We start from the raw sequence: 21,410 nt of genomic DNA, 5'->3' as shown, positions 1-21,410 counted from the left end.
GGGCCGCCGCTCACGCGTGCACCGACGGCTGCGACCGCGCGGCCTCGTCACGCTCCTTGATCGCCCTCTCCAGCCAGTGGTCGCTGCCCGTCTGCTCGGCGAGCATGACCGCTTCCGCGCTGTGCCGGATGGCCGCGGCACTCTGGCCGAGGAGACGGTGGGCCCGCGCCAGATAGACCAGGCAGCCCATCTCCGTCGTCTTGGCGGTGGCGCGCGACGGCTCCAGCGCCTCGGTGAGCACGGTGCGGGCCGTCTCGAGCTCGCCGAGCTCGATCAGCGCCCTTCCGCGCGACACCGCGAACTCCACCTGCCCGTGCAGGTCGCCCGCGAGAGCGGCCATCGCGGCCCCCTCCTCCAGCAGGGCCGCCGCGTCCTCGAAGCGCCGGAGGTGGATGTGCGCCCGCGCCGCCACCAGCAGGGCGTAGCGCTCCCCCACCTGGGACCCCGCCTCACGGGCGATCACCCGCTGGGCCAGCGCGTGCTCCAGGGCGTCGGTGTAGCGATCCCACTTCAGCAGCGTGTTGGCCAGGTTGCCGTGCGCCCGCTGCTCGTTGAAACGATCGCCCAGTTGCCGGGCCAGGCGCAGATGCCGCCCGTGGTGATCGAGGCAGACCGGGTCGCCCCTGAAGTACAGGCCCGTCGCGAGGTGGGCGTGCGCCTCCATCCTGATGATCGGGTCGTCGAGGCGCTCGCCCGTCGCGAGCAGGCGCTCGCCCAGCGAGATGAGCCCGCGCACCCGGTACGCCTTCTGCTGGTACCACCACAGCGCGAACCCGATCGCCGCGCCGGCCCGCGCCACGTCGTCGTCCGGGTCGGCCATCGCCTGGAAGGCGGCGGCGAGCAGCGTGGCCTCCTCCCTCCTGAGCCAGGCGCGCGCCTCCTCGGCGCTGGGGAAGGCCCGGCCCCCGGCGTCGATCCTCGGGTGCAGGCAGTGGACCCGGTGCGGGTCGCTGGTCCGCGCCGCGGCCCGCGCGGACTCGGCGTAGTAGCCGATCGCGCGCTTGAGCGGCGCCATCCGCTCGCCGGCGGGCAGCAGGTCCGCGGCGAAGAGCCGGACGAGGTCGTGGGGGTGGTAGCGTCCCGGCTCCCCCGCGTCGAGCAGATGGGCGTCGCACAGCCGCTCCAGCGCCCGCTCGACGCCCGCCTGCGGGGAGTCGGCCAGCGCCGTGGCCGCCTCCACGGTGACGTCGGGCACGTGCAGCAGGCCGAGCAGGGCCAGCAGGCGCGCCGCCTCGGCGTCGATCTCCCGGGCGCTGCCGCTGAGCGCGCCCCAGCTCGCCGCCAGGCTCGATCGTACGGCCAGCTCCCCGGCCTCCAGCTCCGCCAGCCTGCGCCGCTCGTCGCTGAGCCGCGCCGTCAGCGCCCCGACGCTCCAGTCGGGGCGGTCGAGCAACCGCGCGCAGGCGATGCGCAGCGCGAGCGGGAACCCGTCGCAGAGGCGGACCAGCCGGGCGGTCTGGTCGAGGTCGGCGGAGACCCGGTCGGCTCCGACGAGCCTCGACAGCATGGCGGTGGCCTCCGCGTCGGACAGCGGGCCCAGCCGGAGCTGGACGCAGTCGTCGCCCGCCGCCAGGGATTCCCGGCTCGTCACCAGGACGGCGGTGCCGAGCGGCCCCGAGACGAACGGCCTGACCTGGGCGAGATCGGCGGCGTTGTCCAGGAGCACCAGCACCCGCCTGCCCTGGAGCCTGCTCCGCCACAGGGCCGCGGCCTCGTCCTCGTCCGGGGGGACGGCGTCGTCCTGCGTGCCGATGCCGCGCAGCAGCCGGCTGAAGATCTCGTGCGAGGACAACCGGGAGACGTTCGGCGTGCCCCCGCGCAGATTGACGTAGAGCTGACCGTCGGGGAACCGCTCCCGCACCGCGTGGGCGACGCGGACGGCCAGCGTCGACTTGCCGACCCCCGGCGCCCCGCAGATCACCACGAACGGGTGCGGCGGACCGTCTCCCCACGGGTCCAGCAGGGACTTCAGGCGGACCGCCTCCCGTGCGCGGCCGACGAACACCATCAGGTCGCGGGGGAGCTGGCGCGGGACGACGGGATCAGGGGCCGCCCGCTCGGCGGAGCCGGCCAGGACGAGGTGGTGCGCGCGGCGCAGGCCCTCGCCGGGATCCACGCCGAGCTCCTCGGACAGGGCGCGGCGGGCCTCCTCGAAGGCCGTCAGCGCCTCGGCCTGGCGCCCGCAGCCGTGCAGGGCCAGCATGAGCAGCTCGCGGGGGCGCTCACGAAGGGGATGGCGGTGGGTCAGGTCGTGGAGCTCGGCCAGCGCCTCCTCCGGGCGGCCGAGCCGGGTCAGGGCGTCGGCCCTGGCCTCCACGGCCGTCAGGCGCAGCTCCTCGAGCCGGGCCCGCTCACCCTCAGCGAACGGCCCCGGTACGCCGCTCAGCGCCGGGCCACGCCACAGCGCGAGAGCCTCCTCGATGACGGGCAGCGCGCCGGCCAGGTCACCGGCCTTCTTCGCCTGCGCGGCCGCGTCCAGCCGCGCCGCGAAGGCGTGCGCGTCGACCTGGAGCGGATCGAGCCGTAACAGGTAGCCGCCCGCGGCGCGGGCCACCATGCTCGGGGGCTGGCGCCTGCCGCGGCCCGGCTCGAAGGCGCGCCTCAAGCCCGCGATATAGGTGTAGACGCTCTGCGTGGCGCTGGGGGGAGGGGCGTCGCCCCATAAACCCTCGATCAACTGGCCGAGCGTGACCACGCGGCCCGGGCACATCGCCAGCATCGCCGCGATGGCCTGCTGCAACGGTGGCCCCAGGTCGACTTCGCTGTCGCCGAGCACACCGGTAACCGGGCCCAGCAGAGCTATGGTCGTTCCGGCCGCCGGAGGACGCCGGTGATCGCGAGTCGGATACACGTAGGGAGCTTAGTCGCGATGGCCGTGGCGTAAAGGGGCCTGAATCGTATCTAGAAGGAATGTAGATCCGGCCGCTAGGTTGTGGAGCACCCGTGGCCGATGTGCGGTCGGTCACGAGGGCTCCGGCTGATCAGCGGCTCAGGGGAAGTCGCGTCTCATCAACCTCGCTCGTTGCTCGCCTACCGCTCGCAGCTCAGCAGCAGCTCGGCTCTGCTGACCAAGAAGATAGGGAAGACGAGTCGGCACTTGCGGCCGTAACATTACCTGCAATGGTCACCGCGGAGATCGCGGCCACCAGGACGGACAGGGCAATGCGCATGCGCATGGGGTTCTCCCTCGCCTATGTGGGTTGCTCGGATTTCATCTTCTCAGGGAGCGGCTGCTGTGACCACATCTGACCTAGTCGGACTCCGCATCAAGACGGTTCGGCGGCAACGCGGTCTGTCACAGGCGCAGCTGGCGCATCCCGAGCTTTCGGACAGCTACGTCTCGTTGATCGAGAGTGGTAAGCGTACTCCCACCCCCGCGGTCTTGGAGCTGCTGGCGAACAAGCTGGACTGCTCGCTGTCCTATCTGATCAACGGTGTGACCGCCGAGCAGATGGAGGACATCGAGCTCGCGCTCGGCTACGCGCGGCTGGCACTCGAGAACGGCGAGGTCGCCGAGGCCCGCACACGCTTCGCGGAGCTGCTTGGGAACAGTAACCTTGCAGGCTTGACAGCCCTTCGTCAAGAAGCGGAATTCGGCCTGGCGCTCGCGCTGGAGGCCGGAGGCGATCTCGACCAGGCGATCTCCATCATGCTCAGGCTCCGCGAGGAGGAGCTTCCCGCCGAGCGCAACATCGAGGTGGCCGTCGCGCTCTGCCGCGCCTACCGCGAGAGCGAGCAGCTCGGCCAGGCCGTCGAGGTGGGCGAGCAGCTCCTGAGCGGCATCGCCCGGCAGCCCTGGACCGACCTGCTGGTCGAGCTGGGCGCCACGCTGCTGGCGGCCTACTACGAGCGCGGCGACATGCTGCGCGCCAGGCAGTTCGCCGCCGAGCTGCTCAACGCGGCCGACGCGCTGGGCACGCCGCGCTCCATCGTGGCGGCCAACTGGAACGCCTCCATCACCGCCCGCGTCACCGGCCACAACGACGAGGCCGTGGCCTTCGCCGAGCGGGCCCTGGCCGTCCAGATGGAGCACGGCCAGCCGCGCAACACCGCCAGGATGCGCTTCGCCTACATCAGGACACGGCTGCGGACCGGCTCGGTGGACGCCGCCACCGCGCGCGAGATGCTGCTCGCCTCCATCAAGGAGTACGAGCAGACCTCCACCAGCACGATCGACCAGGCCATGGTCTACAACGAGCTGGCCTGCGCCGAATACATGACGCAGGACCTCGACCAGGCCGCCGAGCACGCCGTGACCGCCAGGGACCTGCTCCCCAAGTACGGCCACGTGCTCGGCGCCGACGCCAACCTGCTGCTCGGCAGGATCTACGGCGCGGCCGGCCGCGCCGAGGAGGGGCGCGCGCACACCGCCGGCGTCAAGGAATGGCTCGACCCGCTGCCCAACTCCCGCCGCTCGGCCTCCACCTGGTACGCCACGGCCGAGACCATGGAGCAGCTCGGCGACGCCGACGGAGCGGTCGCGGCCTACCAGCGCGCGCTGGCCTGCGCGGGATTGTAGAGCCCGGATCGCAGCGCGACGTCCGGACCGGGCGGTGGCGTCGGTAGCCTTGGGGGTGCCATGAAGAGATCCCCGCTCGCGGCCCTCACCGCGATTCTCGCCTCCGCCCTGCTCGCGTCCGGGCTCGCCGTGTTCGGCTCCGCCGCGCCGGCGCTGGCGCACGACGTGCTCAAGAGCAGCTCTCCGGCCAAGAATGCCGAGGTCAAGTCCCTCGACGAGGTCAAGCTCGAGTTCAGCGCCAAGGTGCGCATGCCGTTCGTCATCGTGCGGGGCGATGGAGACGCCCAGCACCAGAGCGGCAAGCCCGAGCTCGACGGCGCCGTGGTGACGCAGGCGGTCAAGGGGCCGCTGCCCGACGGGAAGTACACGATCGCCTTCCGCGTCGTGTCCTCCGACGGGCATCCCATCGAGGGGGAGATCCCGTTCCGGGTCAAGGGCGCCGAGACGCCGTCCCCCAGCCCGTCCCCGTCGGACGAGCAGGCCGCCGCCCCCGCCACGAGCGCCCCGGCCGCGAGCGCGCCCGCCGCGAGCGCCCCGGCTCCCGCGCCGGCCGAGGTGGCCGCCACCGACCAGGCGGTGGCCGAGCAGGGCGCGACGTTCCCCGTCTGGCTGATCATCGTCATCGGCGCGCTCGTCGGCATCGGCATCGGGTTCCTGCTGAGCGCGCGGAAGAAGAAGCCATGACCCGGGCGGCGCGCCTCGCGCTCGTGACCACGGCGGCCGCGATCGCCGCCCTGGTGATCGGCATGATCGCCGGAGGCAGGGCGTTCCCCAGGATCATTCCGGGGCTGCCCGACGCCGGCGCCGTCGTACGGTGGGGCCTGCCGCTGTCCAAGCTGCTCATGGACGCCGCCGGCGTGATCACCGTGGGCCTGCTGCTGATGGCCGCCGCGCTGCTGCCCAACGACAAGGGCGTGCTCGGCAAGAGCGCCGTCGAGTACGTCAAGGCCGCCTCGTGGACCGCCCTCGCGTGGGCCGGAGCCGCGTTCCTGTCCATCGTGTTCGGCGTGGCCGACTCCATGGGCAGGAGCGTGCCGCAGATTCTCGACCGCGCCTTCCTGACCAGCTACGCCACGCAGACCACGCAGGGTGTCGCGCTGACGCTCGTCGTGCTGTTCGGGGTGGCCATCGCGCTGTTCTCGCGCGGCGCCATCACCGCAGGGGCGGCAGCCGGGCTGCTGGTGTTCGCGATGGTGACGCTGCTGCCTGCGCCGCTGACCGGGCACACCTCCTCCTCGCCCAACCACGACCTGGCCACGTCGTCGGTGTCGCTGCACCTGCTCTCGCTCGCGCTGTGGACGGGCGGGCTCGGCGTGCTGGCCCTGCACGCGCTGCGCAAGCAGCCGCAGCTCGACGTGGCCGCGGCACGGTTCTCCCGGATGGCGCTGTGGTGCTACGCGGGAGTGGGCCTGTCGGGCGTCTTCGCGCTGGTCGCCCGGCTGGGCGCGGTCTCCGACCTGTGGACCACCGAGTACGGCCTCCTCGCCCTGGCCAAGATCGTGGCCTTCGTGCTGCTCGGCTACATCGGCTACTGGCACCGCCAGCGCACGCTGGCCGACCTGGAGGCTCGCAAGCCCCGCGCGTTCACCCGGCTGGCCGGCGGCGAGATGGTGCTGATGTTCGCCACCATCGGCATCGCCGTGGCGCTGTCGCGCACCCCGCCGCCCGAGTACAGCGTGCCCGCCGACCGGGCGTTCGACCTGCTCGGCTTCCCCCTCCCGCCGCCTCTCAGCCTCGGCAACATCTTCTCGCTGTGGTGGCTCGACCTGTTCTTCGCCGTGGTGGCGGCCGTGCTGGCCGGGCTCTACGGGGCCGGCCTGGTGCGCCTGCGCCGGCGCGGCGACCGGTGGTCGTGGGGCCGCACCGCCTCCTGGTACATCGGCGTCGCGCTGCTGGTGTTCTGCACGCAGAGCGGCCTGGCCCGGTACGCCAAGGTCATGTTCGACGTCCACATGATCGAGCACATGACGCTGTCCATGGTGGTGCCGATCTTCCTCGTCCTCGGCGGGCCCGTCACGCTGGCCCTGCGGGCGCTCAAGCCCGCCGCCAGGAGGGGCGACAGGGGGCCGCGGGAGTGGATCACCACGATCCTGCACAGCCGCTTCACCAAGGTCGTCACGCATCCCGTGGTCGCCACCGCCATCTTCGTGGCCTCGACGTACGCCTTGTACTTCACGCCGCTGTTCGAGTCGGCGATGAACGAGCACCTCGGCCACATCTGGATGACGCTGCACTTCCTGATCAGCGGCTGCCTGTTCTTCTGGGTGATCATCGGTGTCGACCCCGGGCCCAACCGGCTCCCGTACGTCGGGCGGCTGCTGATGCTCTTCGTCACCATGCCGTTCCACGCCTTCTTCGGGATCGCGCTGATGATGATGGGCTCCGTGATCGCCTCGGGCTGGTACGAGCAGCTCGGGCGCACCTGGGGTGACACGCTCCTGCAGACGCAGCGCGACGGCGGCGCCATCGCGTGGGGCTTCGGCGAGATCCCCACGCTCATCGTCTTGCTGGCCATCGCCGTGCAGTGGTACAAGGACGACGACAGGCAGGCGCGGCGGGCCGACCGAAGGGCCGATCGCACCGGTGGCGGCGACCCCGAGCTCGACTCCTACAACGCCTACCTCAGCCGTCTCAACCGCGCCGACAAGGGCGAGTAGCCGTTCGGACATGGCCTTCTACCTTCCGACTACATGTCTCTGGACCGGCAGGTAGCCTTTCTTTCTGGGGAGACGGGCATAACCTCGATAGCTAGAGTGCGCATGCCTTGAGGGGGGAGACGCACCGCAGCTCTTGGGAGCGCCGGAGTGGGGACCGGCGTTGCGCCCGGGTGCCAAGGAAGGCGAGAACCATTGTCGGAAGAGACGCGGATGCGCGGGGGGCAGAGCCTGGCCGAGGCGCTCGAAAGCTACCTGGCCGAATGGTCGGAGCGCACCGGGATCACGGTCGAGACGTGGGCGCTGCCCGCCACCGACGTGCCGTCCCGCGTGTCGAGCGGCGTCATGGCCACCATGCGTGAAGCTCTGTCCAACGTCGAGCTGCACAGCAGGGCCCGGACCGTGTCCATCGCCGTGACGGTCGGCAGGAGCGGGCTGCGGATGACCGTCAGCGACAACGGCCAGGGGTTTCCCGCGGCGGGGGCCGGGCGGGGGATCGCCAGGATGCGGGCGGCCTTCGCCGAGATGGGCGGGACCTTGTCGGTGAACAGCGTGCACGGTGAGGGCACCACGGTGACGGGGGTGGTGCCGAGGCGGCGCTGACGGCGGCCACGGGCCCGACGGGGCGCGCCGGAGCCCGGAGCCGGTGACCGGGCGCCCCAGGGGTCAGGGCTGGGTGAGGATCTCGCTGCCCGTGTCGGTGACGACGATCGTGTGCTCGAACTGGGCCGTGCGCTTGCGGTCCTTCGTCACGGCCGTCCACTTGTCGGGCCAGATCTCGTACTCGATCGTGCCCAGCGTCAGCATCGGCTCGATCGTGAACGTCATCCCCGGCACCAGCTCCACCCGCAGCGACGGATCGTCGTAGTGCGGCACCATCAGCCCGGAGTGGAAGCTCGTGCCGATCCCGTGGCCGGTGAAGTCGCGCACCACGCCGTAGCCGAAGCGCTTGGCGTACGCCTCGATGACCCGGCCCACCACGTTGAGCTGCCGGCCGGGGGCGACCGCCCTGATGGCGCGCATCATCGCCTCGCGGGTGCGCTCCACCAGCAGCCGCGACTCCTCGTCGACGTCGCCCACCAGGAACGTCGCGTCGGTGTCGCCGTGGACGCCGCCGATGTAGGCGGTGATGTCGACGTTGACGATGTCGCCGTCGCGCAGCACGGTGTCGTCGGGGATGCCGTGGCAGATGACCTCGTTGATCGAGGTGCACAGGGACTTCGGATAGCCCTTGTAGCCGAGCGTGCTGGGGTAGGCGTTGTGGTCGAGAAGGAACTCGTGGCCGATCCTGTCGAGCTCGTCGGTGGTGACGCCCGGCCGGACGTGCTTGCCGACCTCCTCCAGAGCCTGGCCGGCGATCCTGCCCGCCACGCGCATCCGCTCGATGATCTCGGGGGTCTTCACGTCGGACTCGCCGGTCCTGGGGCGCTTCTTGCCGACGTACTCCGGCCGCTCGATGTGGGCGGGAACCTTTCGCATGGGCGAAACTCGCCCGGGCTGGAGCAGTGTCGTCATGAAACACGAGTCTACGGGGCAGAATTGACCTCGTGAGCGAAGGCCAGTGGTGGTTCTGTCTCAAGCACATGCGGGTCGAGCCCGACCAGGGCTGCCCCAACAAGGACCGGATGGGTCCGTACGCGTCCGAGCAGGAGGCGGCCGGGGCACTGCAACGCGCCGCCGACCGCAACAAGGCGTGGGACGAGGCGGACCAGGACGACGACTGATCAGCGTGCCCCAGTAGGCTGAGCCGCGTGGAGATCGATCCTCGGCGGCTGCGCATCCTGTACGAGGTCGCCCGCCGCGGCGGCGTCCTGCGTGCCGCCGAGGCGCTGCACCTGACCTCCTCCGCCGTCTCCCAGCAGCTCGCCCAGCTCGAACGCGAGGTCGGGCTGCCCCTCATCGACCGCTCCCAGCGCAGCGTCTCGCTCACCCCGGCGGGGCGCGTGCTGGCCGGGTACGCCGAGCGGGTGGAGGAGGAGCTGGCCGAGGCGAAGCGGGAGCTGACCCGGCTCACCGAGCGGCTGGCGGGGCCGGTGCGCATCGCGGCCTTCGCCACGGTGATCAAGCACATCCTGGTGCCGGCCATCAAGGAGCTGGCCGTACGCCATCCCAGGATCACGCCGGTCATCCACGAGATCTTCGGGCAGCCGGCGCTGCAGGAGTTACGCCTGGGGTCGGTGGACGTGCTCATCACCGAGCAGGACATGGCGCTGCCCGCCCTGCCGCAGCCGTCGCTGAGCAGGCGGCTGCTGCACGTGGACGAGTACCGCATCGTCGTGCCTCCCGGCTGGCCGGAGCCGCCGGCCACGGTGGCCGACCTCATGCGGTGCCCGTGGGTGGCCAGCGCGCCGCCGCACGCGTGCGGGCAGGCGCTGGAGCGGCTGGCGGGGCTGCACGGGTTCGAGCCGCGCAAGGTGCACCTGGTCGACGAGTTCGAGCCGGCGCTGGCGCTGGTGGCGGCCGGGCACGGGGTGGCGATCGTGCCGACGCTGGCGCTGCTGGACGTGCCTGAGGGAGAGGTGCTGGTGAGCGACATCCGCGACGTGGGAGCGCGCAGGGTGGACGTCGTCACCAGGGCCGGTCGTACGCGGTCGGGGGAGCCCGATCCGGTGCACGCCGTGGTGATCGGGGTGATCGAGGAGGCCACGGCGGCGCTGGAGTCGTCGCTGCGCGGGCGCCTCGGTGAGGCGGACCCGGTCGCCGGAGCCTGAGCCGCGGGTTCGCGTCAGTCGGCGACCTGAGGGCCGCTGACCTTCTCCAGGAGGCGGGCCAGGCGCTCGCGCAGGCCCGGGCGCTGTTCCAGCTCGCCCGCCGCCGCGCTCACCAGGTGCTGCGCCCCGTCGAACGTCACCAGCCCGTCACGCGGCACCGCGATCGCGTCGTGCGCCAGCCCGGCCAGCTCCCGGTCGCCGCCCTCGATCGCCAGGATGGTCGCCCCCGTGCGCCGCGCGTCGTCCACGCGTTCCAGCAGCGGGACAGGCGCCTGCTGCTCCGACAGCACGAACAGCGTCTCCCCGCGGGCCGCCCGCTCCAGCCGGTCGAGCCCGACGCTCAGGTGGGCGGGCGCGCCGGGCGGCGGCTCCCAGCGCACCAGGGTGGGCGTGAGCTGGGACAGGCCGGACAGCCGGGCCTCGTCGGCGAGGTGCGCGGTCAGGTGCCAGGGCTCGTCGTCAGGAGTGCCCACCAGCAGCAGGCCGCCCGGCGAGCGCGTGGCCCGCAGGGCCAGGCCCAGCTCGCGGGTGCGCTCCAGCCAGCCTGTCTCGGCGAGGAGCTCGCGCAGGAAGGCCACCGATCCTGAGTCCATGTCCCCATGGTGCCCCACTGGGGGCGAAGGGGGAGGTTGATTCGGGAGTGATGTGTTGACACGAGGTGTGTTTCCCCGTCATTTCAGGCCTTGACATGGAGTTACCCTCGGGTAACGATCGGCTCGCGGCGCCGCCGTCCCAAGTGGTGATCCTCACGGAGAGGGGCGGCACATGACCTTACGTGTGCGCGTCAGCATGTCCATGATCCTGTTATCGATCATGTCGCTTCTCACCGCGGCCCCCGCCCGCGCCGCGGCACCGGGAGACGTCGTCTCCGCCCAGCCGACCACGGTCTACCTCCTGCCGGGCCGTCTCCTGGAGGTCCCGGTCAACGCCTGGCACCTGCGCTACAACTCCACCTCCGCCACCGGAGCCGTCAACACCGTCTCCGGCACCCTGCTCGTGCCCAGGGCCGGCTACCCGCTCGGCACGCGCCCGATCATCGGGTACGCGTTCGGCACCCACGGGCTCGGCGACCAGTGCGCGCCCTCCGTCAGCATGAGCCAGGGCAGGGAGGCCGAGCTCGCGCTGGTCAGCCTGTTCCTGCTCAAGGGGTACGCGGTCGCGATGACCGACTACGAGGGGCTCGGCACGCCCGGGACGCACACGTACATGGCGGGGGTCTCGCAGGGGCACGCCGTGCTCGACGCGATCAGGGCCGCCACCCGCGTGTCCGGCGCGGGGCTGTCGGCCGGCGCGCCCGTCGGCATCATGGGCTACTCCCAGGGCGGCGCCTCCGCCGCGTGGGCCGCCCAGCTCCACCCCTCGTACGCGCCCGAGCTGCGGCTGCGCGGCGTGGCGGCCGGCGGGGTGCCCGCCGACCTGCACGCCGTCGCCCAGCACCTGGACGGCAAGGCCGACTTCGGCCTGGCGGCGGCCGCCGGGGTCGGGCTCGACGCCGCCTACCCCGAGCTCGACCTCGAGGCCGACCTCAACGACCGCGGCCGCGCGCTGCTCGCCGACGCCGCCGACGACTGCGTGGGCGACCTGAGCAGGCTGGCCGGGCTCCGCTTCGCCGACCTGAGCCCGATCGACCTGCTCAACCAGCCCAAGTGGCTGGCCCGCCTGGCGGAGAACCGGCTCGGCGCGATCCCGCCGCGGGTGCCGATGTTCCTGTACCACGCGCGCGGCGACCAGATCATCCCGCCGGCGATCGGCTCCACGCTGCGCACCGAGTACTGCAGGGCCGGGGTGCGTACGCGGTGGGTCTCGCTGCCCGCGCCCGACCACGTCACGGGCGCCATCGAGGGCGGCCCGCTCGCCATCGAATGGCTGGCCCTGCGGATCCTGGGCCTGCCCGCCTCCGGCAACTGCTGAGACACGCGACGGACCCACCCGGCCCTCGTGCCGGGTGGGCCTGGCATGATCTGGATATGACAGACGTGAACGGACTTTCCATCGCCATCCTCGGCGGCACCGGTGACCAGGGGAAGGGGCTGGCGCGGCGGTTCGCGCTGGCGGGGCATCAGGTGCTGATCGGCTCGCGCAGCGCGCAGCGGGCCCAGGAGGCCGCCGAGTCCATCGGGGCCGGCGCGATCGGTGACGAGAACGCGGTCGTGGCCGCGCGGGCCGACATCGTGATCGTGGCGGTGCCGTACGAGGGGCACAGGGCCCTGCTGGAGTCCCTGCGGGGCGAGCTGGCCGGCAAGATCGTGGTCGACTGCGTCAACCCGCTCGGCTTCGACAAGCAGGGCGCGTACGCGTTGCGGGTCGAGGAGGGCAGCGCCGCCCAGCAGGCGGCGGCCGTGCTGCCCGACAGCCGGGTGGTGGCCGCCTTCCACCATGTCTCCGCCGTGGTGCTGATGGATCCGGCCGTGGACAAGGTGGACCTCGACGTGCTGGTGCTGGGCGACGACCGCGAGGCCACCGACACCGTGCAGGCGCTGGCCGAGGTGATCGCGGGCGTGCGCGGCGTGTACGGCGGGCGGCTGCGCAACGCTCACCAGATCGAGGCGCTCACCGCCAACATCATCTCGGTGAACCGCCGCTACAAGGCCCACGCCGGGCTGCGCATCACCGACATCTGACCGCCCCTCCTGCGGACGCCGGGTGTCACAGCCAGCCGGCGTCCTCGGCGATCCGGATGGCGTCGATCTTGTTGCGCGCGCCCGTCTTCGTGATCGCCCCGGTCAGGTAGTTGCGCACGGTGCCGGGGGAGAGATGGAGGCGGGAGGCGATCTCCTCGGCCGAGGCGCCCCTGGCGGCCTCCTTGAGCACGGTCGACTCCCTGGGCGTCAGGGGGCTCTCGCCGTACTCCATGGCCGAGGACACCAGCTCCGCGTCCAGCACGCGCAGCCCGGCGGCGGTGCGCCTGATCGAGTCGGCCAGCCGGTCGCCGGGGGCGTCCTTGACCAGGAACGCCTCGATGCCCACGGCCAGCGCCCTGCGTACGTGGCCGGGCTGGCCCATCGCCGTGAGCACCAGGACGCGGCAGGACGGCAGGCGCTCCCGGAGCGTGGCGGCGGCGGTGATGCCGTCCACGACCGGCAGGTCGATGTCCAGGACCGCGACGTCGGGCCGGACGCGCAGCGCCTCGGGGACGATCTCGTCGCCCCGGGTGACCTCCGCGACCACCTCGATGTCGGGCTCCAGGCGGAGCAGGGCGGTGAGGGCGGCCCGGATCATGTGCATGTCCTCGGCGAGCAGCACCCTGATCACGGAGCGGCTCCCGTCACGTCGCGACCTCGACGGCCAGGAGGAAGCCGCCCTCGCCTGTGGGGGTGGTCGTGCAGGAGCCGCCCGCGTGCGCCGCCCGCTCGGCCAGCCCGGTCAGACCGCCGCCCGCCCGAATCGGCCGATCGGCCGATCCCGTGCCGCCGCTCGCCCGCGCGGCCCGGTCGCCCGGTCCCGTGTCGCCGCTCGCCCGCGCGGCCCCGTCGCCCGGCCCTGAGGGGGCGCCGTCCACGTCGCCGGGGAGTGCGCCGTCGTTGGCGACCTCCAGCCGCACCGCGCCGCCGTGCAGCGACGTGGTGATGGTGCAGGTCGTGGCCCTGCTGTGGCGCAGGACGTTGGTGACGCCCTCGCGTACGGCCCACGCCAGCGCCTCCTCCGAACGCCTGGGCAGCCGCACGTCCGCCAGGTTCGCCTGCACGCCCACCCCCGACGACTCCAGCAGCGCCACCGCCCGGTCCACCTCGCCCGCCAGCGACAGCTCCCGGTAGCCCCTGGCGACGTGCCGCACGTCGTGGGCCGCCTCCCTGGCCACCTGCACCAGCTCGCCCACCTCCGTACGCGCCGCGCCGGGGTCGCGCTCGATGAGCCGGCCGGCCAGGTCGCCCTTGAGCGCGATCGCGGTGAGGCTGCGGCCCAGGCCGTCGTGCAGGTCGCGGGAGATCCGCAGCCGCTCCTTGAGCACCGCCGCCTCCGCCAGCTCGGCCCTGGCCTGCTCCAGCTCCACCGTCACCCGGACGAACCGCACCAGCGCGTAGATCATGGCGCCCGTCGTCGCGATCGTGGCCACGTAGAAGAACGTGACGTGCGCCGCCGCCAGGCCCCACCACATCCGGGTGCCCTCGCTGAGCATCATCAGCCCGACCAGCGCGCCGCCCCAGTGCAGGGGCAGGAGCACCAGCACCGACCCGGCGAGCATCGGCGCGGTCAGCGCCGACATGCCGCCGGGCAGCAGGAGGTCGGGCAGGTAGGTGGCCACCGCCTGCAGCACCAGCGTCGCGGGGAACAGGGACGGCCGCACCCCGCGCAGGCCGGCCCGCATGTTCACGTGATGGGTGGCGACGACGGCCGCCATGGACAGGACGGCCAGCACGCCGTAGTAGACGCCCTGCAGGAAGTAGACGAGCGTGATCGCCGTGTACGCGCACGAGACGGCCGTGATGAGCACGCTCGCCAGCCGGCGGGCAGCGGAGGAGGAGACCACGGTCACGATTATGACCGGCGCGGTTCCCAGCGGAACCACAGCCGCAGCGCCGCGAAGCCCACGACGGCCCAGCCCGCCAGCACGAGGAACGGCGTCACGACCTCGCCGGTCCTGACCGCGTCCACCACCACCGTGGTGGGCAGCAGGTCCAGGACGGGCCGCAGCCAGGAGGGCACCGGGATGGGCCCCATCGCGCCCGCCGACACGGCGGCCACGAGGAAGACCGGCATCGTGTAGGCGGCGGCCAGCTCGGCCCGCGGGATCGCCGCCGTGTACGCCGCCCCGAGCAGGGCCATCACCACGGAGCCCGCGATCGTGACGGCGGCGAAGGCCACCGGGTCGGAGGGGAGCGGGACCCCCGCGGCGAGCCGCACGGCCAGCGCGCACACCACGATCAGGACCACGGTCTGCGTGGCCGTGCTGGCGATCTGGCCAAGCAGGAGCTGGCCGTCCGTCAGCCGGGTGGAGCGCAGCCGCTTGAGCACGAGCTGGTCGCGGCGGGCGGTCAGGGCCACGGTGATGTTCATGAACGCGGTGATCACCAGCAGGATCGAGATCGAGCTCTGGGCGAGCGCCGTGGCGCCGGCGACGCCCTGCGAGGTGACGTGCCGCATCAGCGTGGGCAGGCCCACGGCCAGGCCGACCGGCGTGACGACCGAGGCGAACAACATGGCCCTGTCCCGCCAGAACAGGCGGGTGCCGAGACGGTAGGTGGCGGTCAGGCTCATCGGGCGCTCATCTCCATGAACAGGTCCTCCAGCGTGGCGGCGCGGACCTCCAGGCCCGCCAGGCGCAGCCCGCGCTCGGCCGCCCAGGTCAGCAGCGTCTGCGCGGCCAGGTCGGGGTCCTCGGCGCGGCACACGGCCAGGCCCCGCTCGACCGTGACCGGCAGCGGCAGGGCGCCGGGCTCCACGTGCGCGGGCAGCCGGAACGCCACCCGCCCGGCGCGGGCGGCGAGCGTCTCGGCCATGCCGCCGGAGGCCACGACGCGGCCCTCGTCCATGATCGCCATCGAGGCGGCCAGGCGCTGCGCCTCCTCCAGGTAGTGCGTGGTCAGCAGGATCGTGGTGCCCTGACCGGCCAGGTCGCGGATGACCTGCCAGGTGGCGGCGCGCGCCTCCGGGTCCATGCCGGCGGTCGGCTCGTCGAGGAAGAGCAGCTCGGGGCGGCCCAGCAGGGCCAGCGCCAGGTCCAGCCTGCGCTTCTCGCCGCCCGAGAGCTGCCGCACCTTGGTGCCCGACCTGGCCCGCAGCCCGGCCAGCTCCAGCGCCTCGTCGCGGGGCCGGGGCGCGGCGGTGAAGTCGCGCCAGGTGTCGACGGTCCGCGCGACCGTCAGGTCAGGGAAGAACCCGGCCTCCTGCAGCATGACGCCGGTGCGCCCGCGTACGGCGGCGCGGTCGGCGTGCGGGTCGAGGCCCAGCACCCGCACCGTGCCGCCGTCGGCCCGCTGGAAGCCGGCCAGCACCTCGATCGTGGTGGTCTTGCCCGCGCCGTTCCTGCCGAGCAGCGCGAAGATCTCTCCCTCGGCCACCTCGAACGAGATGCCCCGCACCGCCTCGAAACCCTGATGGCTCTTGCGGAGCCCGCTCACGTCGATCGCTGTCATGCGTCCCACTGTCGCGGGGGGCGCAGCCGGGCGACAGTGAAGAATTCACGACTTCCTGGAGAGCTTGAGCAGCGCGTCGGTGACGCCTTCCGGGTCGACGATCTGGTGCAGGTGCATGCCGGGCACCCTGGTCACCGGCCAGCCCCTGCGGGCCGCCTCCTCGGCGACCGCGTCGTACGGCGGGCCGAACCAGAGCAACGAGCACCTGACGGTGTCCCACCCGGCGGGCACGGGGATCGGCTGGGTGTAGTAGGCGAGCGGCAGCCGCGGCTGCTCGGCCGCCACCCGGATCCGGACGGCGGGGTCGGGCAGCATGGCCACCACGTCCTCCTCGTCCCACCAGTCGGTCCAGCGCGGCAGCACGCCGTCGGGGCCCGCCAGGTCATGCAGGAACGGCAGGAACGCCTCCTCGGCGGTCCTGACCAGCCCTTCCCCGGGCGGGATGTGCGCGTCGGCGAACACGCACGCCACCACCCGCTCGCCCAGCCCCTCCTTGATCACCGGCAGGAAGAAGCCGGCGTTGCTGTGCACGACCAGCACGAGGGGCCCGTCGGCGGGGACGGCGGCGCGCACCGCGGCCACCACCCTCGGCCAGTAGGGCGGCCCGCCCGCCGACACGCCGGTCAGGTCGGGCACCACGGCGGCATGCCCGCGGCGCTCCAGCGACTCGGCCACCGGAGCCCACGTCGAGGGCCCCACGGAGGGGCTGTGCACCAGTACGAACGTCGTCTGCATGCATCCACCCTTTCAGACGACGAGGGGGTGGCGGGAGACCGTGCGACCGGCTCCGTCGTACGAGGCCCAGGCCGCGGCCAGGTTGTTCACCGCCCGCGAAAGCTCGTCCTCGGGGAAGAGGAAGTGCAGCCGCATGTGGTCGGCGAAGGCGCCCAGCGGGTCGAAGGAGCGGCCGGGCGGCACCGCGACGCCGTGCCTGAGCGCCACCTGGGAGAAGGAGTCGGCGTCGCCGTGCGGGAGGCGTACCCAGATGGTCTGGCCGCCGAGCGCGGGCTCGAACGTCCAGGACGGCAGCCGCGCCCGCAGCTCGGCGCACAGGTGGTCGTGGCGGCGGCGCAGCGTCGCGAGCTGGGCGGCGCGCACCTCGTCCAGGCGGCGCAGCAGCGCGGCGGCGGCGAGCTGGCTGACCACCTCGCCGCCGAGGTCGTGCACGGCCCGCAGCCTGGCCAGCCGCGAGACCAGCGGCGCCGCCGCGCGGATCCAGCCGACCCGCAGCCCGCCCCAGACGAGCTTGCTCAGCGAGCCGATCGTGATGATCTGCTCGCCCCGGTGGAACCCGGCCAGCGGCGCCGGCGTCTCGCCCGAGAAGCACAGCTCGGCGCGGACCTCGTCGTCGATCAGCGGCACGTCGTGCTCGGCGGCCAGGCCGGCCAGCCGCCTGCGGGACGGGTTGTCCATGATCGCGCCGTCCGGGTTGCGGACCGAGGGGACGAAGTAGGCCAGCGCCGGGCGCTCACGCAGGTCCTCGACGCCGGTGGCGGGCCGCACGACCGCCGCCGCGTGCCTGAACGCCTCCAGCGCGCCCGGATAGGTCGGCGTCTCGGCCAGCACCGTGTCGCCCGGCGCCACCAGCAGGCCGGTGAGCAGGGTGAGCGCCTGCTGGGCGCCCGTCGTCACGATGATCTCGTCGGGCGTCGTGCGCAGGCCGCGCCCCGTGTAGTACGCGGCCAGCGCCGCCCGCAGCTCCCGGTTGCCCGCCGGGTCGTAGCCCATCTCGTGCAGCCCGGCCAGGCGGTGGGCGGCCTCGGCGTACGCCTCGGACAGCGCGGGCGGCGGGTCGTGCGGGGCGGCGCACGTCAGGAGCTGCACGTTGTCCGGCGGGTGCAGGATGTGCTGCAGCAGCGGGTTGGCGACCACGCCGTCGGCCGCGCGCGTGGCGGGCAGGTCGATCGCGGCCACCCTGGTGCCGCTGCCCTGCCTGCGCAGCAGCCGGCCCTCCTGCTGGAGCAGGTCGTACGCGGCCACCACCGTGCCCCGGCCCACCGCCAGCCGCCTGGCCAGCACCCGGTCGGGAGGCAGCGGCTCGTCCGGTGCGAGCACTCCGTCGTCGATCAGCGCCCGCAGCCGGGCGGCGAGCAGCAGGTACAGCGGCCCGCGCCCGGACGCCCACCGGCCGAGCAGATCAATGAGATCATCGAGATTGGTCCCATTCATGGACCAATTCTGCCGTATTGGCTCTCACATCGGATCTGCCGCCGATGGATCCTTGGGTCATGAACGATTACCGCCCCGAGACGAGAGCCGTGCACGTCCCGCAGCCGCCCATCGAGGGCAGCCGCCCGATCAGCATGCCGATCTACCAGACCTCCGGCTTCACCTTCGACGACCCCGCCGTCATGGCCGAGTCGATGGGGCGCCCCGACGGGGCGTTCGTGTACGGGCGCTACAGCAACCCCACCGTGCGCTCGCTGGAGCTCGCCGTGGCGGGGCTGGAGGGCGGCGAGCACGCCATCGCGACGGGCTCGGGCATGGGCGCGATCAACGTGGTCCTGCTCGGCCTGCTCAAGCCCGGCGACCACTTCGTGGCCCAGAGCTCGCTGTACGGGGGCACCGCCGCCATGATCAACGAGCTGGTCGCCCGGTTCGGCATCACCGTCACGTACGTGCCGGAGAACGACCCGGCCGCCCTGCGCGCCGCCGTCCGGCCCGGGACCCGGCTGGTCTACCTGGAGACGATCAGCAACCCGATGACGCTGGTGGCCGACCTGCCCGGGATGTGCGAGGCGGCCCGCGACCTGGGGATCCTGTCCGTGGTGGACAACACGTTCGCCACGCCCCTGCTGTGCCGCCCGTTCGAGCACGGGGCGGACATCGTCGTGCACTCCACCACCAAGTACCTGTCCGGGCACACCGACGTGGTGGGCGGGATCGCCGTCTTCGCCGACCGCCGCCTCTACGACGAGCTGTGGCACTTCGCGATCGAGCTGGGGGCCTCGCCCGACCCGTTCGCGAGCTGGCTGACCGTGCGCGGGCTGCAGACGCTCGCGCTGCGCATGGAGCGCCACTGCGCCAACGCCGAGTACCTGGCCACCCGGCTGGCCGAGCACCCCGCCGTCACGGCGGTGCACTGGCCGGGGCTGGTCACGCACCCCTCGTACGAGCTGGCGGGCAAGCTGCTGCCCGGGTTCGGCGGGGTGTTCGCCTTCGATCTGGCCGGCGGGCGGGCGGCGGGGGAGCGGTTCATGAGCTCCGTACGGCTGGCGCTGCTCGCCCCCTCGCTCGGCGGCGTCGAGACGCTCGTCCTGCACCCCGCCACCACCTCCCACCGCGCGCTCAGCCCGGAGGAGCTGCGACGCTGCGGCATCGGCGAGGGCACTGTGCGCATCGCGGCCGGCATCGAGCACCCCGAGGACCTGTGGGCCGACGTGTCCCGGGCCCTGGCATAGCCTTGGACACCGTGACGACTGTTGACCATGAGCACGTGCGGGCGGCCGCGCGCCGGATCGCCGGGCACGTGCTCCGCACGCCCGTGATCGAGGTCTCGCCCGGGTTGTGGCTGAAGCTGGAGCTGCTGCAGCACACGGGCTCCTTCAAGGTGCGCGGGGCGTTCAACCGCATGGTGTCCGCCGGTGAGCTGCCCGCGAGCGGCGTGATCGCCGCCAGCGGGGGCAACCACGGGCTGGCGGTGGCGTTCGCCGCGCGGGCGCTGGGCGTGCGGGCGGAGATCTTCGTGCCCGAGGTGACCAGCCCGGTCAAGGTGGCGGGGCTGCGGGCGCTGGGCGCGCACATCACCCAGACCGGGGCCATCTACTCCGAGGCCGCCGACGCCGCCGCCAAGCGGGCCGCGGAGACCGGGGCGCTGGCGGTGCACGCCTACGACCAGGCCGAGGTGGTGGCGGGGCAGGGGACCACGGGGCTGGAGCTCGTGGAGCAGACCGGCGGGGTGGACACCGTGCTGGTGGCGGTCGGCGGCGGCGGCTTCGCGGCCGGCATCACGCTCGGCACGGCCACCGCGATCCCGGCCACCGCGATCCCGGCCGGCTCGGGTCCGGCGGGCGCCGCGGCTTCGGCCGGTTCGGGTCCGGCGGGCGCCGCGGCTTCGGCCGGTTCGGGTCCGGCGGGCGCCGCGGCTCCGGGCGGTTCCGGCCCGGTGGGCGGGCCGAGGATCGTCTGTGTCGAGCCCGAGCGGATCCCGACCCTGCACGCGGCACTCGACGCGGGCGAGCCGGTGCGGGTCGAGGTCGGCGGTGTGGCGGCCGACGCGCTGGGGGCCAGCAGGATCGGCGGGCTGGCGTTCGAGGTGCTGTCCGGGCCCCGGGTGGAGAGCGTGCTGGTGACGGACGAGGCGATCGTGTCGGCGCGGCGTACGCTCTGGGAGCGGCACCGGCTGGCGGCCGAGCACGCGGGCGCGGCCGCCTACGCGGCCCTGCTGTCGGGCGTCTACCGGCCGGCTCCCGGGGAGCGGGTGGCCGTGGTGGTGTGCGGTTCGAACACCGACCCCGCCACCCTGACCACCGGCTGACCCGGCACGCCGGACCCCGGCGGCCACCCACGTGGGGCGGACGCCGGGGGTGGGTGCCCGATCAGCTGTAGGTGTGCTCCGCCGCCGGGAACGCCCCGGACGCCACGTCGTCGGCGAAGGCGCGTACGGCGCGGTCCATCTCGCCGGCGAGATCGGAGTACCGCTTGACGAACCTGGCCGGCCGCGGCGTGAGCCCCATGAGGTCCTGCCACACCAGCACCTGGGCGTCCGTCGCCGCCCCCGCCCCGATGCCGATGGTCGGGATCGCCAGCGACGTCGTCACCCGGTGCGCCAGGTCGGCCGGCACGCACTCCAGCACCACCGAGAACGCCCCGGCCCGCTCCAGGTCCTTGGCGTCCGACATGAGCTCGTCACCCGACTGGCCCCGCCCCTGTACGCGGTAACCGCCCATGACGTTGACCGACTGCGGGGTCAGCCCCAGATGCGCCATGACCGGCACGCCGGCCGAGACCAGCGCTTCGACCTGCGGCAGGACCCGCCGCCCGCCTTCCAGCTTGACCGCGTGCGCCCCGGCCTCCTTCATGAACCTCGCGGCCGACTCCAGCGCCTGCTGGGGCGAGGCCTGGTACGAGCCGAACGGCAGGTCGGCGACCACCAGGGCGCGCGCGGAGCCGCGCACGACGGCGGCCGTGAGCGGCAGGAGGTCGTCGACCGTGACCGGGAGCGTGGAGTCGTAGCCGTAGACGACCATGGCCGCCGAGTCGCCCACGAGCAGGACGGGGATGCCCGCCGTGTCGAACACCCGCGCCGTCATCGCGTCGTAGGCGGTGACCATCGGCCACCGCTCTCCGCGCTCCTTGGCGGCGGTAAGGTCGCGGACGGTGACGCGGCGCCCGGACACGCCGCCGTACAGCGTGGTTGAAGAGGACATGTGTGAACCCTCCAGGAAAGCGTCTCGAGGCGCCCCAGTGGCGTCCCCGGACTTCACTCCGATGATGTCACGCGCTGTCATAC

At 73.0% G+C, this 21,410-nt stretch carries 20 protein-coding genes; 10 read left to right on the top strand and 10 right to left on the bottom strand.

The genetic code is table 11. From position 1 onward, the window contains the following. Nucleotides 1-10 precede the first annotated feature (10 nt). Nucleotides 11-2,776, bottom strand: a complete 2,766-nt coding sequence (locus tag HD597_RS34155) for an AfsR/SARP family transcriptional regulator (RefSeq protein ID WP_253747312.1) — start codon at nt 2,774-2,776, stop codon at nt 11-13. Between the two features lie 417 nt (nt 2,777-3,193). Here HD597_RS34155 and HD597_RS34150 point away from each other — a divergent pair, with 417 nt between their 5' ends. The 4 genes from HD597_RS34150 to HD597_RS34135 all read left to right on the top strand — a co-directional run bounded on the left by HD597_RS34150 (nt 3,194) and on the right by HD597_RS34135 (nt 7,776). Further along, nucleotides 3,194-4,519: a helix-turn-helix domain-containing protein gene (locus tag HD597_RS34150; protein WP_253747310.1), complete on the top strand. Its 1,326-nt coding sequence runs from the start codon at nt 3,194-3,196 to the stop codon at nt 4,517-4,519. Between the two features lie 60 nt (nt 4,520-4,579). Continuing rightward, a complete protein-coding gene (locus tag HD597_RS34145; RefSeq protein WP_253747308.1) occupies nt 4,580-5,203 on the top strand; it encodes a copper resistance CopC family protein in 624 nt (207 codons plus the stop codon). Next, complete coding sequence (locus tag HD597_RS34140; protein ID WP_253747306.1) at nt 5,200-7,176, top strand: bifunctional copper resistance protein CopD/cytochrome c oxidase assembly protein; 1,977 nt, start codon at nt 5,200-5,202, stop codon at nt 7,174-7,176. The genes HD597_RS34145 and HD597_RS34140 overlap by 4 nt, the downstream gene beginning before the upstream one ends. A 210-nt stretch (nt 7,177-7,386) precedes the next feature. Continuing rightward, nucleotides 7,387-7,776 (top strand): sensor histidine kinase, encoded by a 390-nt coding sequence (locus tag HD597_RS34135; RefSeq protein ID WP_253747304.1) that lies wholly within the window; start codon nt 7,387-7,389, stop codon nt 7,774-7,776. Nucleotides 7,777-7,839: 63 nt separating this feature from the next. Here the strand turns inward: HD597_RS34135 and map are convergent, their stop codons facing one another. After that, entirely contained in the window at nt 7,840-8,688 is an 849-nt protein-coding gene (gene map / locus HD597_RS34130) for a type I methionyl aminopeptidase (protein ID WP_253747302.1), read from the bottom strand. Nucleotides 8,689-8,720: 32 nt separating this feature from the next. On the opposite strand from map, the gene HD597_RS34125 reads away from it, so the two are divergent. Continuing rightward, nucleotides 8,721-8,897, top strand: coding sequence for a hypothetical protein (locus HD597_RS34125; RefSeq protein WP_185112781.1), 177 nt, complete (start codon nt 8,721-8,723; stop codon nt 8,895-8,897). A gap of 27 nt (nt 8,898-8,924) precedes the next feature. Next, nucleotides 8,925-9,884 carry a LysR family transcriptional regulator gene (locus HD597_RS34120; protein ID WP_253747300.1) on the top strand — a complete coding sequence of 320 codons (960 nt, stop codon included), beginning with the start codon at nt 8,925-8,927 and terminating at the stop codon, nt 9,882-9,884. A gap of 14 nt (nt 9,885-9,898) precedes the next feature. Here the strand turns inward: HD597_RS34120 and HD597_RS34115 are convergent, their stop codons facing one another. After that, complete coding sequence (locus HD597_RS34115; protein ID WP_253747298.1) at nt 9,899-10,477, bottom strand: hypothetical protein; 579 nt, start codon at nt 10,475-10,477, stop codon at nt 9,899-9,901. Nucleotides 10,478-10,649: 172 nt separating this feature from the next. On the opposite strand from HD597_RS34115, the gene HD597_RS34110 reads away from it, so the two are divergent. Both HD597_RS34110 and npdG read left to right on the top strand, forming a co-directional pair. Continuing rightward, a complete protein-coding gene (locus tag HD597_RS34110) occupies nt 10,650-11,795 on the top strand; it encodes a lipase family protein (RefSeq protein ID WP_253747297.1) in 1,146 nt (381 codons plus the stop codon). Nucleotides 11,796-11,851: 56 nt separating this feature from the next. After that, a complete protein-coding gene (npdG, locus tag HD597_RS34105; RefSeq protein ID WP_253747295.1) occupies nt 11,852-12,505 on the top strand; it encodes an NADPH-dependent F420 reductase in 654 nt (217 codons plus the stop codon). 25 nt (nt 12,506-12,530) lie between these two features. Here the strand turns inward: npdG and HD597_RS34100 are convergent, their stop codons facing one another. The 6 genes from HD597_RS34100 to HD597_RS34075 are packed head-to-tail and all read right to left on the bottom strand — an operon-like array spanning nt 12,531 to nt 18,127. Further along, nucleotides 12,531-13,136, bottom strand: coding sequence for a response regulator transcription factor (locus HD597_RS34100; RefSeq protein WP_253747293.1), 606 nt, complete (start codon nt 13,134-13,136; stop codon nt 12,531-12,533). Nucleotides 13,137-13,149: 13 nt separating this feature from the next. Further along, nucleotides 13,150-14,352, bottom strand: coding sequence for a sensor histidine kinase (locus tag HD597_RS66070; protein WP_253747291.1), 1,203 nt, complete (start codon nt 14,350-14,352; stop codon nt 13,150-13,152). 8 nt (nt 14,353-14,360) lie between these two features. After that, a complete protein-coding gene (locus HD597_RS34090) occupies nt 14,361-15,080 on the bottom strand; it encodes an ABC transporter permease (protein ID WP_253747289.1) in 720 nt (239 codons plus the stop codon). Next, the gene (locus HD597_RS34085; protein WP_253747287.1) at nt 15,077-15,958 is read right to left on the bottom strand and encodes an ABC transporter ATP-binding protein; all 882 of its coding nucleotides are present in this window, start codon (nt 15,956-15,958) and stop codon (nt 15,077-15,079) included. The genes HD597_RS34090 and HD597_RS34085 overlap by 4 nt, the downstream gene beginning before the upstream one ends. A 45-nt stretch (nt 15,959-16,003) precedes the next feature. Continuing rightward, complete coding sequence (locus HD597_RS34080) at nt 16,004-16,693, bottom strand: alpha/beta hydrolase (RefSeq protein WP_253747286.1); 690 nt, start codon at nt 16,691-16,693, stop codon at nt 16,004-16,006. Nucleotides 16,694-16,705: 12 nt separating this feature from the next. After that, nucleotides 16,706-18,127 (bottom strand): aminotransferase-like domain-containing protein, encoded by a 1,422-nt coding sequence (locus HD597_RS34075; RefSeq protein WP_253747285.1) that lies wholly within the window; start codon nt 18,125-18,127, stop codon nt 16,706-16,708. 59 nt (nt 18,128-18,186) lie between these two features. Between HD597_RS34075 and HD597_RS34070 the strand changes: the two genes are divergently transcribed. Beyond that, complete coding sequence (locus HD597_RS34070; protein ID WP_253747284.1) at nt 18,187-19,359, top strand: trans-sulfuration enzyme family protein; 1,173 nt, start codon at nt 18,187-18,189, stop codon at nt 19,357-19,359. An 11-nt stretch (nt 19,360-19,370) separates the two neighbouring features. Then, a complete protein-coding gene (locus HD597_RS34065; RefSeq protein ID WP_253747283.1) occupies nt 19,371-20,435 on the top strand; it encodes a pyridoxal-phosphate dependent enzyme in 1,065 nt (354 codons plus the stop codon). A 61-nt stretch (nt 20,436-20,496) separates the two neighbouring features. Here the strand turns inward: HD597_RS34065 and panB are convergent, their stop codons facing one another. Beyond that, entirely contained in the window at nt 20,497-21,327 is an 831-nt protein-coding gene (panB, locus tag HD597_RS34060; RefSeq protein WP_253747282.1) for a 3-methyl-2-oxobutanoate hydroxymethyltransferase, read from the bottom strand. Between the last annotated feature and the right edge of the window lie 83 nt (nt 21,328-21,410).

This window comes from Nonomuraea thailandensis (genome assembly GCF_024172165.1).
In the GTDB taxonomy this organism is placed as follows: Bacteria; Actinomycetota; Actinomycetes; order Streptosporangiales; family Streptosporangiaceae; genus Nonomuraea; species Nonomuraea thailandensis.
Note: the sequence above shows the minus strand (reverse complement) of the source record. Positions and strands in the feature narration are given on the sequence as shown.

Bases quoted from the DNA above. Each gene is read 5' to 3' on its own strand.
- HD597_RS34150 (WP_253747310.1), top strand. From the start codon at position 3,194: ATGTGGGTTGCTCGGATTTCATCTTCTCAGGGAGCGGCTGCTGTGACC.
- HD597_RS34145 (WP_253747308.1), top strand. From the start codon at position 4,580: ATGAAGAGATCCCCGCTCGCGGCCCTCACCGCGATTCTCGCCTCCGCC.
- HD597_RS34140 (WP_253747306.1), top strand. From the start codon at position 5,200: ATGACCCGGGCGGCGCGCCTCGCGCTCGTGACCACGGCGGCCGCGATC.
- HD597_RS34135 (WP_253747304.1), top strand. From the start codon at position 7,387: ATGCGCGGGGGGCAGAGCCTGGCCGAGGCGCTCGAAAGCTACCTGGCC.
- map (WP_253747302.1), bottom strand. From the start codon at position 8,688: ATGACGACACTGCTCCAGCCCGGGCGAGTTTCGCCCATGCGAAAGGTT.
- HD597_RS34115 (WP_253747298.1), bottom strand. From the start codon at position 10,477: ATGGACTCAGGATCGGTGGCCTTCCTGCGCGAGCTCCTCGCCGAGACA.
- HD597_RS34110 (WP_253747297.1), top strand. From the start codon at position 10,650: ATGACCTTACGTGTGCGCGTCAGCATGTCCATGATCCTGTTATCGATC.
- npdG (WP_253747295.1), top strand. From the start codon at position 11,852: ATGACAGACGTGAACGGACTTTCCATCGCCATCCTCGGCGGCACCGGT.
- HD597_RS34090 (WP_253747289.1), bottom strand. From the start codon at position 15,080: ATGAGCCTGACCGCCACCTACCGTCTCGGCACCCGCCTGTTCTGGCGG.
- HD597_RS34085 (WP_253747287.1), bottom strand. From the start codon at position 15,958: ATGACAGCGATCGACGTGAGCGGGCTCCGCAAGAGCCATCAGGGTTTC.
- HD597_RS34080 (WP_253747286.1), bottom strand. From the start codon at position 16,693: ATGCAGACGACGTTCGTACTGGTGCACAGCCCCTCCGTGGGGCCCTCG.
- HD597_RS34075 (WP_253747285.1), bottom strand. From the start codon at position 18,127: ATGAATGGGACCAATCTCGATGATCTCATTGATCTGCTCGGCCGGTGG.
- HD597_RS34070 (WP_253747284.1), top strand. From the start codon at position 18,187: ATGAACGATTACCGCCCCGAGACGAGAGCCGTGCACGTCCCGCAGCCG.
- panB (WP_253747282.1), bottom strand. From the start codon at position 21,327: ATGTCCTCTTCAACCACGCTGTACGGCGGCGTGTCCGGGCGCCGCGTC.